Below are 13,553 nucleotides of genomic sequence, written 5' to 3' on the forward strand. Positions count from 1 at the left end.
ACGACTCAGCGAATAGTGTACTGATAGTTCCGCTTTCGGAACGCTTGAGAGCGACTATCGGAAAGCGTGACCGTGTCCCGCACCCGACTCTTCGCGTCTCTCTGCGGTCTCGTCTTTCTTCTCAACCTCGCCAGAATCATCTTCGCGCCGCTGCTGGACGTCTTCATCGCCGAGTTCGGGATCGGCGAGGCGACGGCGGGGCTCATCGTGACCCTCGTGTGGGTCGGGAGCGCCTCCCCGCGGCTGCCGACGGGGTGGCTGCTCACGAGAGTTCCGAGACACCACGTCGCGATCGGCTCCGGGACGATTCTCGCGATCTCCGCGGCGCTCGCCGCGAACGCGACGACCGTTCGACACCTGCTGATCGGCGCCTTCCTCATGGGCATCGCCTCCGGCGTCTACTTCGTCGCGGCGAACCCGCTGCTGAGCGAACTCTTCCCGTCGCGGGTCGGCCGCGCGATGGGGATCCACGGCGCCGCCGCCCAGATCGGCGCGGTGGCCGCTGCCCCGTTCGTCGCGCTCACGCTGCTCGTCGACTGGCGGCTCTCGCTGTGGACGATCGCCGCCAGCGCGGCGCTGTTGACGGCCGTCACGTGGGCCACCGCGCGACGGACCGAGATGCCGGCGGCGGGCGAGGCCGACCGCGACTTCGTCGCCGGCGCGCTCTCGGAGTGGAAGCTCATCGTGACGGCGCTGGCGATCGTCGGCGCGACCTCGTTCGTCTGGCAGGGGCTGTTCAACTTCTACGAACTGTACATGCAGTCGAAGGGCCTCTCGGACGGCGCGGCGGGCACGCTGCTCACGATCGTCTTCGCGGCCGGCGTCCCCGCGTTCTTTTTCAGCGGGAATCTAGCCGATCGGTTCCCCTACGTTCCGTACCTGCTCGGCGTCGTCGGAACGTTCGCCGCGACGCTACTCCTGTTGACGGCCGTCGAGGGCTTCCTCGCGTTGGCCGTTCTCAGCGCGGTTGTCGGACTCGTCATCCACGCGCTGTTCCCGGCCACCGACGCGTATCTCCTCGATACGCTCCCGGACTCGACGCGGAGCAGCGCCTACGCCGTGTTCAGCTCCGCCTGGATGCTCGCGCAGGCGCTGGGCTCGTCCGCCCTGGGATGGATCCTCGAGCGCGGCTACACCTATGACGGCGTGTTCGCCGGCGCCGCGCTCCTCCTCGGAGCCTCGGCCGTCGTCCTCCTGGGACTCGAGCGAATCGGGCGGCTCCCGAACTGAATCGGCACCGTTCGGGGGTCGGCTGTTGTGACGGGAAAACTCCCCGCGTCGAAGACAGGTAAGCACCCTTAAGACCCACGCCCGACAGGATGCTCGTATGCAACCGCGCGACCTGTCCGACCACGTCGCCTACGAGGCGGGTCGAGGCATCGAGGAAGTCGCCCGCGAACTCGGGCGCGACCCCTCGGAATTCGTCAAACTCGCCTCCAACGAGAACCCGCACGGCCCCTCCCCCGCGGCCGCCGTGGCGCTTCGCGACGCCGCCTCGAGCGTCAGTTCCTACCCGAAAGCCGCCCACGCCGACCTGACCGCCGCCGTCGCCGACCGCTGGAACGTCGACGACCAGCAGGTCTGGCTGGCCAACGGCGGCGACGGGGCGATCGACTACCTCCACCGGGCGACCCTCGATCCCAGCGACACCGTCTGCGTCCCGACGCCGGGTTTCGCCTACTACGGGATGAGCGCCCGCTACCACCACGGCGAGGTCCGGGAGTACGCCATCGAGCGCGAGGACGACTTCGCACAGACCGCTGAGGGCGTCCTCGACTCGTACGACGGCGACCGCGTCGTCTGGGTCACCAGTCCCCATAACCCGACGGGATCGACGATGCCGCTGTCCGAGATCGAGCGACTCGCCGACGAGACCGACGACGAGACGCTGCTCGTCGTCGACGAGGCCTACGGCGAGTTCGCCGACCGCGACAGCGCCGTCGCCCTGATCGAGGGCCGCGAGGGGTACGACGCTCGCGACGACATCGCCGTCCTGCGGACGTTCTCCAAGGCCTACGGGCTGGCCGGCGTCCGCCTCGGCTACGCCGTCGTCCCCGGTGAGTGGAGCGAGGCCTACGCCCGCGTGAACACTCCCTTCGCGGCCAGCGAACTTGCCTGCCGGGCCGGGCTCGCCGCGATGGACGACGAGGAACACGTCGAGCGAACCGTCGAGACGGCTCGTGAATCGCGCAAACACATGCGCGACGCGATCGACGCACACGTCTGGGAGAGCGAGGGCAACTTCGTGCTCGTCGACGTCGGCGACGCCTCGGCTGTCGCCGAGGAGATGCAACGGCGCGGCGTCATCGTCCGCGACTGCTCGAGTTTCGGCCTCCCGGCCTGTATCCGCATCACCTGCGGCACCGACGAGGAGACCGAGCGCGCGGTCGAGACAGTAAACGACGTGCTCGCGGACCTCGATGCCGACGGTGAACCCGCGATGGACTCGGAAGCAGAGGTGTCCGACACGTGAGGATCGCCGTCACCGGGACCCCGGGCACCGGGAAGACCACCGCGACCGAACTCCTCGAGTCGCGGTTCACGGACGACGACGCGGCGCCCGACTTCGACGTCGTCCACCTCAACCGCGTCCTCGAGGACGAGGGCCTCTACACCGAGGTCGACGCCGACCGCGAGAGCAAGATCGCGGACCTCGACGCACTCGCGGCCTGGCTCGAGGGCCGGGACGACGTCGTGATCGAGTCCCATCTCGCCCACCACTTCGCGGCCGACCGGGTCGCCGTCCTGCGGTGTGCGCCGGAGCAACTCGAGGCGCGACTCCGCGAGCGCGGCGAGACCGAGGCGAAGGCGACGGAAAACGCCGAAAGCGAGGCGCTGGACGTCATCCTCTCGGAAGCGGTCGACGAATACGGCCTCGAGTCGGTCTACGAAATCGATACGACCGACCGTGACCCCGAGGCCGTCGCGGACGCCCTCGAGGCGGTCGCGACGGGCGAACGAGAGCCGAGCGCCGGCGAGGTCGACTACGTGGGGTACCTGGCATGACGCTGGATAAACTCAGACCGTACGTCTCCCGATTCTTGGATCCGTTCGTCAGAGGCTTCGACCGCGTCGGGCTGACTCCCGACGGCGTGAGCGTGCTGGCCTTTGGCATGGCCGTCCTCGCGGCGGCCGCGTTCGCGCTGGGCGGTCGCGCCGATCCGATCTGGTACGTCGCGGCCGCGACGCTAGTCTTCCTCAACGGCTGGCTGGACATCATCGACGGCGCGCTCGCACGCGAACAACAGGTCGCCTCCGCGGGCGGCGACCTCCTCGATCACGTCCTCGACCGCTACGCCGACATCGTCGTCATCGCCGGCCTCGCCGCGGGCGTCGACGACTACCTGCTGGGCTTCCTGGCCGTGACGGGCGTCGTGATGACCTCCTACCTCGGCACGCAGGCCCAGGCCGTCGGCCTCGACCGCGTCTACGGTGGCCTCGTCGGCCGCGCGGACCGGCTGGCGATCATCGGGATCGTCGGCTTCGTCGCTTACCCGCTGGCCGACCTCGAGCCGGGCGGAGTCACGGTGATCGGCTGGCTGCTCATCTTCCTCGCGGTCGTCGGCCACCTGACCGCGCTCCAGCGGTTCGCCTACTCCTGGGCGGCGCTGGACTGATTTTCGCGCTCTCGGAGTCGCGTTTCGCTTTCCCGTTCTCGTTTTCGTGCCATCTCGCTCGAGTTTGCAGTCGTCCCTGGGCTTCGAGCAGCGACCGACGCGTCACCGACTACTGAGTCACCAGTGCCAACTCCAACCCATCGAGACCGCGCCGCATGGTTTATGGCTCGCCGGAATATACGTACCCCTATGGTCCAGTGCGAGATGTGTGGCGCCGAGACGTCGTCTCCGAAGACAATCAAGGTCGAGGGCGCGAAGCTCGACGTGTGTTCAGACTGTACCGATTTCGGTACTGAGGTCAAGCAGACCTCCAGCTCGAGCTCCTCGACGAAGTACTCGACCGGATCGAGTTCGTCGTCCAGCTCCGGGGGTAGTTCGGGTGGCTCTGCATCGAGTTCGTCGTCCCGTTCGGGCGGCTCGAGTTCCCAGCGTCGGTCGGACATGTTCGACGACATGGACGAACTCGCGACCGACTACGACGACCGCGTCCGCAACGCCCGCGAGCAGAAGGGGCTCAGCCAGTCGGACCTGGCCAATGAACTCAACGAGAAGGCGAGCCTGATCCGTAAGATCGAACGTGGGGACACGCTCCCCAGCGACCGCGTTCAGTCGGAACTCGAGAGCTTCCTCGAGATCGACCTGAGCGCCGAGGGGAGCTCCGGCGACGATTCGGAGTGGTCGGGCGGGTCGGCCTCGGGCAGTTACACGCTCGGCGACGTCGTCAAGCGAAAGGACTGACGGGCGACCGATCCGGGTACCGACGCCAATTCGCGCCGGCGACTCGCAAGCTATTTCTTCCGTGCGGATGGCTGTGCTCGTATGTTCGTTCTCGTTAACCTGAAGACGTATCCCTGTGACCCCGTCGCAGTCGCCGAAGCCGTCCGCGACGTCGACGAATCGACCGACGCGCGCCTCGCGGTCGCGCCGCAGGCGGCCGACCTCGCCCGTGTCGCCGAGACGGGCGTCGAGACGTGGGCCCAGCACGTCGACCCGATCGAACACGGGAGCAACACCGGCCACACGCTCGCCGAATCGGTCGCTGACGCGGGCGCGGTCGGGACGCTGATCAACCACTCCGAGAAGCGGCTGAAACTGGCCGATATCGACGGCTCCGTCCAAGCCGCCGAGCGCGCGGGCCTCGAGACGGTCGTCTGCGCGAACAACCCCGAACAGATCGGCGCGGCGGCGGCGCTGGGTCCGGACGCGGTCGCCGTCGAGCCGCCGGAACTGATCGGCACCGGGACGCCGGTCAGCCAGGCCGATCCCGATATCGTCGAGGACGCCGTCGAGGCGGCTGACAACGTCGATAGCGAGGTGTCGGTCCTCTGCGGTGCCGGCATCAGCACCGGCGACGACGTCGTCGCGGCCGGCGACCTCGGCGCCGAGGGCGTCCTGCTGGCCAGCGGCGTCGCGAAGGCCGACGACCCGCAGGCGGCCCTGGAGGACCTCGTCGAGCCGCTCTGAGCGGCGTCGAGCGATTCAACGGCGACGTAACCCGAGCCCGACCGCCGGCAGAACCGAATCTCAACCGACGACTTTTCCCCCTGGTTGCGGTAGCGTACCGCATGACCGACGAGCGTCCCCTCGACGTCGCTCTCGAGAACCGTTTGATGGGCCAGGGAATCTACGTGACGGACTGCGAGTATCGTCCGCCCGATAGCGAGGTGACCGATGGTAGCGATTCGTTCGACGAGGGAGCCACGCCACCGGACGGCACCGGACTCACCCTCGAGTACGAGACCGTCTCCGAAACGGCAGGGATAGAGAGCGGTGAGGTCGGCGTCGTCGTCCGGACGCTGCTCGACGTCGCCGCCGAGCGCGAGTGGTCGCCGGGTCGCCTCGAGGCGACGTCGCTGACGACAGACGAGGACGTCCGCGGCCGCTGGCACGTCGAACGGGAGTGGTTCGACGGGCTCGGCATCGAGTTGGACGACCTCGAGTTCTCCCAGCGCGTGCTCGAGACGCGGCGGCCGGTGACTGGTACCGAGTAGATAGATTAATGATGTCTCACAAACCAGTCGTTGTAGATTCGCAGATGACCGGAGAACAGATCTACGTCTCGCACGCCCCCGGCGACCTCGATCTCGTCCAGGAACTGTTCTCGACGGTCAAGAACTTCCCCTTCGGCGTCCACATCGCCCTCGAGGAGGTCGAATCCGGCCGCCCGCGGAAGCGACTCGAGGGACGACTCGCGAACAGCGACGTCGTCGTCGCGGTGATAACCGACGACGCGGCGACCGATCGGTGGATCAACCAGGAGATCGGCTACGCGCGGGCCAAGGGAATTCCGGTGCTCCCGCTCCACGAGGACGAACGCCAGCGGGACGGGTACGTAAGCGACGTCGACGGTGTGGCGATTGATCGGGAGAACCCGTCGTTTACGATCTTCAATCTGCTCAGTCGCCTCCGGAGCGAACTCGCGCCCCTCGGGGCGCTCTCGGTGCCCAACTGGTACATCCGGTTTCCCTGTACGATTCCCGACTGCGGCCACCCGGTCACGCTGGATATCGAACGGGACCAGACGAAGCTGTGGAAACAGTACAAACACGGGAAGCTGTTGACGGCCTCGTGTGCGGACTGTCGCTCGACGTACTACTTCGATCCGGCGACGATCGGCTTCGTTCGCCGGGAGGAGCAGCCCGGATAGCGGTCGTTGGGTTGCCCGGAGCTCACCTTGCCCGGCTCGAGTCAGGTCCGATCGACGAACTCGACGATGCGTTCGGCGATCTCCTCGCCGGCGTCCTCCTGTAGGAAGTGTGCCGCCTCGTCGATCCAGACGTCGGGCTGCTCGGTCGCGGTCGGGATGTGGTGTCGGAGCGGATCGCGGTCGTGAGACGTGATCGGATCCTCTCTTCCGAACAGCACGAACGCCGGTTTCTCCCACTCGCCGAGGCGCTCTTGCGTTTCCGCCATCAGGTCCGCGCCGGGATCGTCGGGTGATGTCGGAACGAGGCCCGGAAACGTTCGCGCGGCAGCCATGTATCGCTCGTCAGGGAATGGCGCGCGATAGGCGTCGACAACCTCCTCAGAGAGGTCCCGGTAACAGCCGTTCCGGACGAGTCTACCGATGTCGAGATCGTCGGCGGTCGCCACCATCTCGGCGAACTCGTGCCACCGGTCGCTCATCTCCTGAGTTCCGTCCGGGACGCCGGTGTTCATCGGGACGAGACGCGCGAACCGCTCGGGCCGGTGGACCGCGAGCGGGAGTCCGAGGACGCCACCCCAGTCTTGGCAGACGAGCGTGACGTTCGTCAGATCGAGTTCCTCGACGAACGTCTCGAGCGCGTCGTAGTGCATCTCGACGGAGTAGGCGTCGCGGTCCTCGTACCTGTCGGAGCGCCCGCAGCCGATCAGATCGGGGACGACGACACGACCGCGCTCGGCCAGGATCGGCATCATCTTCCGGTAGAGAAACGACCACGTCGGTTCGCCGTGGAGACAGAGGAACGTCTCCTCATCTCCGCCGTCGTCCCCGCTCCCGCCGGTTTCGACGTACGCCATTCGCAACTCGCCGACGTCGACGTACTTCGGTTCGTAGTCGAAATTGGGCACATCGGCGAACCGTTCCTCCGAGATGCGTACTACCATGAACCGTGTGACCACACACCAATATTAAATAGTTGGGGAACCGACGTAAACGGGCCGCGCGTTGTCAGCGCTCGACCCCCCAAGTCTCGAAACGGAGCGCGTTCGTACGGCGCTCTATGGGACGCAACCGGCGCCTTTAGACGCTCGCTCCGTCCGTTTTCTCTCGAAGCGAACATCCAAAAACGTTATATTTTCGTTAACCTCCTCTAGAAACGTGGTTTACGAGACGAACAACCGGACGGTCGACGACGCGCTCGAGCGGGTGCTGGCCGGCGAGCGACTGGATCGGACCGACGGGCTCGCGTTACTAGCCCAGCCCGTCGAACCGCTCGCGGAGGCCGGCGCCGTCGTGCGAGACCATTTCGGCGACGGCACGGTCGACGCCTGTTCGATCGTCAACGCGAAGGCCGGCAACTGTGCCGAGGACTGCGGCTTCTGCGCCCAGTCGGTCCACTTCGACACCGGCATCGACACCTACGGCTTCCTCGGTCCCGAGAAGATTCTCGAGGCGGCCAAGCGCGCGGAGGCCGACGGCGCCCAGCGCTTCGGCATCGTCGTCGCCGAGAAGGGCGTCTCGAAGGAACGCCGTCCCGAGGAGTGGGCGGAAGTTCTCGAGTCGATCCGGCTCGTCCGCGACGAGTGCGATCTCGAGGTCGACGCCTCGCTGGGTATTCTGACCGAGGAGGAGGCCGCAATCCTCGCCGACGAGGGGATCAACCACTACAATCACAACATCGAGACCTCGCCGCGGTACTTCCCTGAGATCGTCGACACCCACAGCTTCGAGGATCGCGTCGAGACTCTCGAGGTGGCGAAGGAGGCGGGGATGGACCTCTGTGCCGGCGTCATCCTCGGAATGGGCGAGACGCCGGCCGACCGCGTCGAGGCCGCGATCGCCCTCCAGGACATCGGCATCTCCTCGCTGCCGGTGAACGTGTTGAACCCGGTCGAGGGGACGCCGCTGTACGAACGGGGTGCCGACATCACCACTGAGGAGATCGTGAAGACGGTCGCGGTCTACAAACTGCTCCACCCCGAGTCGCGGGTGCGCCTGACCGGCGGTCGCGAAGCGAACCTCGCGCCTGAGGAGCAGCACCTGCCCCTCGAGGCCGGCGCCGACGGGCTGCTCACGGGCGATTACCTGACCACAGAGGGCCAGTCGCCCGGCGACGACCTCGCGATCGTCGAGCGGGCCGGACTCGAGCCCAACATGGAGGTCAACGAGTACGACCCCGAGACGGTCAAGGCCCGCCACGACGACGCTGCGGAATCGTCGACCGAGACGTCGGCGAGTACGGGCGCGGAACCGAGCGACGACTGACGAACGAGAGACGCGAGTACACTCATGGACGAAGTCACGTTTGCAGTACTTGGAACGGGAGGTATCGGCCGACGAGCGCTCGAAGTGAGCCAGCACAAAGCGGAGTTGACGCCGGTCGCGGCCTGCGACCGCCACGGCACCGCGATCGACTTCGACGGGCTGGACGTCGACGAACTGCTGGCGGCGACGGAGGGGAATATCGACAACGAAGTCGCAACCGACGGCGGGGGATCGACTACCCTCGACAGCGAGGGCGGCGTCAAACAACACGGCGAGGACAGGGGCGTCATCGCCTCCGAGCAGGCTCGCCCCAGCGAGGACCCCATTCAGGACGTCATCGATCGCGGCGACGGGATCGACGCCGTCCTGCTCGCGCTGCCGAACTACGAACACGACTTCATCCCGCGGGTCGCCGACCGCTTCCTCGAGGGCGGCTACTCGGGCGTGCTGATCGACGTGCTCAAACGCTCGCGCGTGATCGACATGTTGGACGAGCGCAGCGCGGCTTTCGAGGACGCGGGCATCACCTTCATCTGCGGCGCCGGCGCGACGCCCGGTCTCCTGACGGGCGCCGCGGCGCTCGCCGCCCAGTCGTTCGTCGAGGTCACTGACGTCGACATCTGGTGGGGCGTCGGACTCAAGTCGGGCTACGAGGACAACCGTGGCACCGTCCGCGAGGACATCGCCCACCTCCCCGACTACGACATCGAGACCGCGCGCAACCTCTCCGACGAGGAAATCGAGGCGATCATCGACGACCGCGACGGCGTCATCGAGTTCGAAGACATGGAACACGCCGACGACGTCCTGCTCGAGCGCGCGGGGGTCTGCGACGCCGAGGACGTCACGGTGGGCGGCATCCTCGACGTGCAAAGCGACGAGAAGCCGACGACCACGACAGTCCGCGTGACGGGCCGGACGTTCGACGGCGAGACGTCGACGAACACGTTCCAACTCGGCGACGAGACGAGCATGGAAGCCAACGTCAACGGACCGGCGCTTGGCTACCTGAAAGCCGGCGCTCGCCGAAACCGTGCGGGCGAGTACGGCGTCTTTGGTCCCGCCGAGTTGATGCCCGGCTTCTGAACCGCTCGGGCGTCCCGTCCGCTCCGCCGACGCAGCCACAGCAGTGCCCGAGCCGTCCTCCCGGATGGTATCGCGGGGAACGGCCGCTCCGAACGGAACCGTGAGAGTGAAACCATGGCAATGTCACCCTTTACCCGAATGGAAGATCGCGGGTTCGACCTCGAGGACCGGCTCCGATCGCTCGAGGACACCGATCTGAAACGATCGCTTTCGCCCGTCGACCGAGTCGCCGAGCGTGGCTACTTCGCCCCGCCGTCGGGCGGCGAGCTACCGGTCCTCGACTCGACCGAGGCGCTGGTTTTCGCCTCGAACAATTACTTGGGGCTGACCGACGACCAGCGCGTCGAGAACGCCGCCCGGCAGGCCGCCGCGACCGTCGGCACGGGCGCCGGCGCGAGCCGGCTCGTGACCGGCGATACGATGGTCCACCGGGACTTAGAGCGCCAGCTCGCCGAGACGAAAGACGCTGAGCGCGCGCTCGTCTTCTCCTCGGGGTACGCCGCCAACGTCGGGACGATCGCGGCCTTAGCGCCGGACGTGATCTTCTCCGACGAGCTCAATCACGCGAGCATCATCGACGGCTGTCGACTCGCCGACGCCGAGACGGTCGTCTACGACCACTGCGACGCCGCGGACCTGCGGTCGAAACTCGAGGACCGGGCCGACCGCGCCGGCTCGAGCGAGGAGTCCTGGCTGGTCGTCACCGACTCCGTGTTCAGCATGGACGGCACCGTCGCGCCCCTCGAGGCGATTTGCGACGCCGCCGAGGCCCACGGCGCGTGGGTGATGGTCGACGAGGCCCACGCGACCGGGCTCTACGTCGACGGCGGCGGCGTCGTCCAGGCCGAGGGCATCGCGGACCGCGTCCACATCCAGCTGGGAACGCTCTCGAAGGCGCTGGCGAGTCAGGGCGGCTACGTCGCGGGCAGCGAGGACCTAATCGAGTGTCTCGTCAACGACGCCCGCTCGTTCGTCTTCTCGACCGGCCTCGCCCCGCCCGCCGCCGCCGCCGCCAGCGAGGCGCTGCACGTCGCCCGTCACAGCGACGTCCGCGAGCGTCTCTGGGAGAACGTCTCGCACCTCCGAGACGGCCTCGAGTCGATGGGTCTGGAGGTGCTCGGCGACTCGCAGATCCTCCCGGTCATCGTCGGCGATCGAACCGACGCGCTCGCGCTCGCGGAGGGCGTGCGAGAACGAAACGTCGTCGCGCCCGCGATCAGGCCCCCCACGGTTCCCGAGGGAACCAGTCGCATCCGGGTCGTTCCGATGGCGACCCACGATCGCGACGACATCGTCGCCTGCCTTGAGGCGTTCCGGGCGACCGGGGACGAACTCGGACTCCTATGACCGACCCCATCGCAGTCGTTGGCACCGGAACCGGAATCGGAAAGACCGTCGTCACCGCGGGGATCACCCGCTGGTTTCGCGAGCGAGGCGTCGACACCCGAGCGATCAAACCTGCCCAGACGGGGCATCCGCCGGACGACGACGCTGCGTTCGTCGCCGACGCCTGTGGGGACTCGGAGGCGGCGACCTGTCCCCACTATCTCGAGCCCGCGCTGGCGCCGCGAGTCGCGGCCGAGATGGCCGACGAGGAACTCTCCTACGAGGAACTTCGGGTGGCCTGCGAGGACGCCGTCGCCGAGACGGCCGCCCCGATCGTCGAGGGGATCGGCGGGCTCCGCGTCCCGCTGGCCGGCGACCGCGAGGTGATCGATCTCGTCGCCGACCTCGAGGCGACGGCCGTCGTCGTCACCCGCTCAGGGCTGGGCACGCTGAACCACACCGCGCTCTCGATCGAGGCCCTAGAGCGTCGCGGCGTCGACATCGCGGGGATCGTCTGCAACGAGTACGCCGGTGCGACGGTCGCCGAGCGGACGAACCCCGACGAACTCGAGCGTATGACCGGCTACGGCGTCGAGACGGTGCCGCCGCTCGACGGCGAGTCGCCGGCGGCGCTGGCCACCGGCGTCGCCGACGCGCTCTCGGCTTCGTTCCTCGAGCGACTCTCGACTGCGGACGACTGAAGTCTGTTCGAGTCAGCCGACGCTCGACGTGGGCGGGGAGAACGGGAAGGACAGAACGGGAACCTCAGTCGGCCGACGGCGCCTGTCGGTCCTCTCCGACGACCGTTGGATCGCCGTCGACCCGGCTCCCGGCGCCGGCGGCGTGCAGGTCGACGAACTCGGAGACGATCTCCGACTTCCGGTGTTCGACCTCGAGGTGAACCCGGAGGCTCGTTCGATCGTCGTACGCGTCCGTACAGAGGGGACAGGTGTGTTGGCCAGTCATTCGGTCGGTCACCGAGAGTAACTGTCGTCGTTCTCCGAAGTAATAGTGCCGGTAGTACTACACGGTGGTATATCAGTGTCCGTAGACTCTCTCGAAGATCGACTGGTTCGCATCGTTGCGGTCGGCTAGAGGAAGTCGGATAGTCCCGACTGGTCGTCGTCGGCGTCGGGATCCTCGCCGCCGTCCGCGTCGGGTTCGTCGGTCGCCGACTCCGCCGCTCCGTTCGCGTCGTCCGCCGACCCGGCCGTCGCGAGAGTCTCTTGCCCATCGGCCTCGTCGCTCGAGTCCGCGGCATCGGGATCGTCCTCGCCGTCACCGTCGCCGGCGTCCTCGGGTTCGAAGAAGGCCGAGCCGGAGTGTTCGACGGTCTCCTCGGTTCGTCGCTCCTCGGCCTCCTCGACGATGGACTCGACCTTGTTGGTATCTTTCCCGCTGCCGGTGACGAACGAAACTTCCTTCTCGTCAAGTTCGTACACCGCGGCCATCCGGACCGTCAGATCCCGGTTTTTGCAGTGGTGGGTCATCGCCGAGAGGAACGGGAGTATCTCCCGCCGGGCGGTCCCGACGCTGGTGCCCTCGCGTTCGGCGATGCGTTCCGCGATGGCGTCGCGGGTGTTACGGGTCCCCTTGGTGCGGCCGAGTTTCGACCAGTAGCTCGGCGGCCCGTAGCGGGTCCAACCGCCCTTGGGCTCGCGGCGCGAGGCGGCGACTCCGGCGGTCATGTTGTCCGACGCGTAGCGCCAGTAGGAGTAGTCCTGGGTCGCCCGCACCCGGCCCAGCCACCGGTCGGCGTTCGCGAGGAACTCGTAGGCGTCGGCCAGCTCCGCGCCCGCGTAGTCCTTGGGGACGTTGTCCTCGATCCAGTTCAGCATCTCGTCGGGGTTCTCGTCGACGTCGTACGATGCGCGAAGGGCGCCCTCGGCGTCTTCCTCCTTGATGAGCGCGTCGAGGAAGTCGAAGATTCCCTCAGTGGTGTCGCGCTGGCCGGTGACGACGTCCTCGACGGTCAGCCGCTCGGCTTCCTCGGCGACCGCTTGCAGGTCGTTGACTGCCGACCGCAGGTCGCCACTGGTGTCCTCGGCGATCTTCTCCAAGGCCTCCTCCTCGAACTCGACGTCCTCGCGCCGGCAGATATCGCGCAACACGGGGACGATCGAGCGCTTCGAGACGTCGCGAAATTCGATGGTCTCGCAGCTGTTGCGCAGCGACTGGCTCATGTCGTAGAACTCGTTGGCCACGAGGACGATCGGCTGGTTGGCGTCCTTGACGACCCGCGTGACCTCGGCCGAACCGCCGTAGTCGGCGTTGCCGTGGAAGTTGTCCGCCTCGTCTAAGATCACCAGTCGCCGGCCGGCCTCGCCGCCCGTGAGCGTCCCGCTCTTCGAGGCCTCGCCCGCGACGCGCTCGATGACGTCGGCCCCCCGGCTGTCGCTGGCGTTGAGCTCCATCACCGGCCACCCCATGTCGCCGGCCAGCGCGTGGGCCGCGGAGGTCTTCCCCACGCCCGGGCTCCCGTGGACGATCACCGCATCCCGGTGGTCGTCCCAGCTCTCGGCCCAGTCCTCGAGTTTGTCGCGGGCCTTGTTGTTTCCGCGTACCTCCGACAGTGTCGTCGGACGGTACTTCTCGGTCCAGTCGGTCATTGTGAC

At 67.3% G+C, this 13,553-nt stretch carries 15 protein-coding genes; 12 read left to right on the forward strand and 3 right to left on the reverse strand.

The window, feature by feature from the left end; translation table 11 throughout:
• The first annotated feature begins 72 nt into the window (after positions 1-72).
• The 8 genes from EH209_RS00185 (at position 73) to EH209_RS00220 (ending at position 6,264) form a co-directional block, all read left to right on the forward strand.
• On the forward strand, positions 73-1,230 hold the full coding sequence (locus EH209_RS00185; protein ID WP_126661001.1) for an MFS transporter: 1,158 nt from the start codon (positions 73-75) through the stop codon (positions 1,228-1,230).
• Positions 1,231-1,327: 97 nt separating this feature from the next.
• Entirely contained in the window at positions 1,328-2,473 is a 1,146-nt protein-coding gene (gene hisC / locus EH209_RS00190) for a histidinol-phosphate transaminase (RefSeq protein ID WP_126661002.1), read from the forward strand.
• A complete protein-coding gene (locus EH209_RS00195; RefSeq protein WP_126661003.1) occupies positions 2,470-3,006 on the forward strand; it encodes an adenylate kinase family protein in 537 nt (178 codons plus the stop codon). Before hisC ends, EH209_RS00195 begins: the two co-directional genes overlap by 4 nt.
• Positions 3,003-3,617, forward strand: coding sequence for a CDP-alcohol phosphatidyltransferase family protein (locus EH209_RS00200; protein WP_126661004.1), 615 nt, complete (start codon positions 3,003-3,005; stop codon positions 3,615-3,617). The genes EH209_RS00195 and EH209_RS00200 overlap by 4 nt, the downstream gene beginning before the upstream one ends.
• A gap of 189 nt (positions 3,618-3,806) precedes the next feature.
• Complete coding sequence (locus tag EH209_RS00205) at positions 3,807-4,355, forward strand: multiprotein bridging factor aMBF1 (protein WP_012943078.1); 549 nt, start codon at positions 3,807-3,809, stop codon at positions 4,353-4,355.
• Between the two features lie 81 nt (positions 4,356-4,436).
• Positions 4,437-5,081, forward strand: coding sequence for a triose-phosphate isomerase (tpiA, locus tag EH209_RS00210; RefSeq protein ID WP_008895207.1), 645 nt, complete (start codon positions 4,437-4,439; stop codon positions 5,079-5,081).
• 101 nt (positions 5,082-5,182) lie between these two features.
• The gene (locus EH209_RS00215) at positions 5,183-5,608 is read left to right on the forward strand and encodes a hypothetical protein (RefSeq protein WP_126661005.1); all 426 of its coding nucleotides are present in this window, start codon (positions 5,183-5,185) and stop codon (positions 5,606-5,608) included.
• Positions 5,609-5,652: 44 nt separating this feature from the next.
• On the forward strand, positions 5,653-6,264 hold the full coding sequence (locus EH209_RS00220; protein ID WP_126661006.1) for a toll/interleukin-1 receptor domain-containing protein: 612 nt from the start codon (positions 5,653-5,655) through the stop codon (positions 6,262-6,264).
• 41 nt (positions 6,265-6,305) lie between these two features.
• Here the strand turns inward: EH209_RS00220 and EH209_RS00225 are convergent, their stop codons facing one another.
• Positions 6,306-7,205: a haloalkane dehalogenase gene (locus tag EH209_RS00225; protein ID WP_126661007.1), complete on the reverse strand. Its 900-nt coding sequence runs from the start codon at positions 7,203-7,205 to the stop codon at positions 6,306-6,308.
• Between the two features lie 214 nt (positions 7,206-7,419).
• Between EH209_RS00225 and bioB the strand changes: the two genes are divergently transcribed.
• The 4 genes from bioB to bioD all read left to right on the forward strand — a co-directional run bounded on the left by bioB (position 7,420) and on the right by bioD (position 11,639).
• A complete protein-coding gene (gene bioB, locus EH209_RS00230; protein WP_126661008.1) occupies positions 7,420-8,526 on the forward strand; it encodes a biotin synthase BioB in 1,107 nt (368 codons plus the stop codon).
• 24 nt (positions 8,527-8,550) lie between these two features.
• Positions 8,551-9,612, forward strand: a complete 1,062-nt coding sequence (locus tag EH209_RS00235; RefSeq protein ID WP_126661009.1) for a transcriptional regulator — start codon at positions 8,551-8,553, stop codon at positions 9,610-9,612.
• A 138-nt stretch (positions 9,613-9,750) separates the two neighbouring features.
• Positions 9,751-10,959 carry an aminotransferase class I/II-fold pyridoxal phosphate-dependent enzyme gene (locus EH209_RS00240; RefSeq protein ID WP_126662486.1) on the forward strand — a complete coding sequence of 403 codons (1,209 nt, stop codon included), beginning with the start codon at positions 9,751-9,753 and terminating at the stop codon, positions 10,957-10,959.
• On the forward strand, positions 10,956-11,639 hold the full coding sequence (bioD, locus tag EH209_RS00245) for a dethiobiotin synthase (protein ID WP_126661010.1): 684 nt from the start codon (positions 10,956-10,958) through the stop codon (positions 11,637-11,639). Before EH209_RS00240 ends, bioD begins: the two co-directional genes overlap by 4 nt.
• A gap of 64 nt (positions 11,640-11,703) precedes the next feature.
• Here the strand turns inward: bioD and EH209_RS00250 are convergent, their stop codons facing one another.
• A complete protein-coding gene (locus EH209_RS00250; protein WP_126661011.1) occupies positions 11,704-11,904 on the reverse strand; it encodes a hypothetical protein in 201 nt (66 codons plus the stop codon).
• Positions 11,905-12,029: 125 nt separating this feature from the next.
• Positions 12,030-13,547 (reverse strand): replication factor C large subunit, encoded by a 1,518-nt coding sequence (locus EH209_RS00255; protein WP_126661012.1) that lies wholly within the window; start codon positions 13,545-13,547, stop codon positions 12,030-12,032.
• Positions 13,548-13,553 lie beyond the last annotated feature (6 nt).

The sequence above is a fragment of the Haloterrigena salifodinae genome (assembly GCF_003977755.1).
Taxonomy (GTDB): domain Archaea; phylum Halobacteriota; class Halobacteria; order Halobacteriales; family Natrialbaceae; genus Haloterrigena; species Haloterrigena salifodinae.

Bases quoted from the DNA above. Each gene is read 5' to 3' on its own strand.
- hisC (WP_126661002.1), top strand. From the start codon at position 1,328: ATGCAACCGCGCGACCTGTCCGACCACGTCGCCTACGAGGCGGGTCGA.
- EH209_RS00200 (WP_126661004.1), top strand. From the start codon at position 3,003: ATGACGCTGGATAAACTCAGACCGTACGTCTCCCGATTCTTGGATCCG.
- EH209_RS00205 (WP_012943078.1), top strand. From the start codon at position 3,807: ATGGTCCAGTGCGAGATGTGTGGCGCCGAGACGTCGTCTCCGAAGACA.
- tpiA (WP_008895207.1), top strand. From the start codon at position 4,437: ATGTTCGTTCTCGTTAACCTGAAGACGTATCCCTGTGACCCCGTCGCA.
- EH209_RS00215 (WP_126661005.1), top strand. From the start codon at position 5,183: ATGACCGACGAGCGTCCCCTCGACGTCGCTCTCGAGAACCGTTTGATG.
- EH209_RS00220 (WP_126661006.1), top strand. From the start codon at position 5,653: ATGACCGGAGAACAGATCTACGTCTCGCACGCCCCCGGCGACCTCGAT.
- EH209_RS00225 (WP_126661007.1), bottom strand. From the start codon at position 7,205: ATGGTAGTACGCATCTCGGAGGAACGGTTCGCCGATGTGCCCAATTTC.
- EH209_RS00235 (WP_126661009.1), top strand. From the start codon at position 8,551: ATGGACGAAGTCACGTTTGCAGTACTTGGAACGGGAGGTATCGGCCGA.
- EH209_RS00240 (WP_126662486.1), top strand. From the start codon at position 9,751: ATGGAAGATCGCGGGTTCGACCTCGAGGACCGGCTCCGATCGCTCGAG.
- bioD (WP_126661010.1), top strand. From the start codon at position 10,956: ATGACCGACCCCATCGCAGTCGTTGGCACCGGAACCGGAATCGGAAAG.
- EH209_RS00250 (WP_126661011.1), bottom strand. From the start codon at position 11,904: ATGACTGGCCAACACACCTGTCCCCTCTGTACGGACGCGTACGACGAT.
- EH209_RS00255 (WP_126661012.1), bottom strand. From the start codon at position 13,547: ATGACCGACTGGACCGAGAAGTACCGTCCGACGACACTGTCGGAGGTA.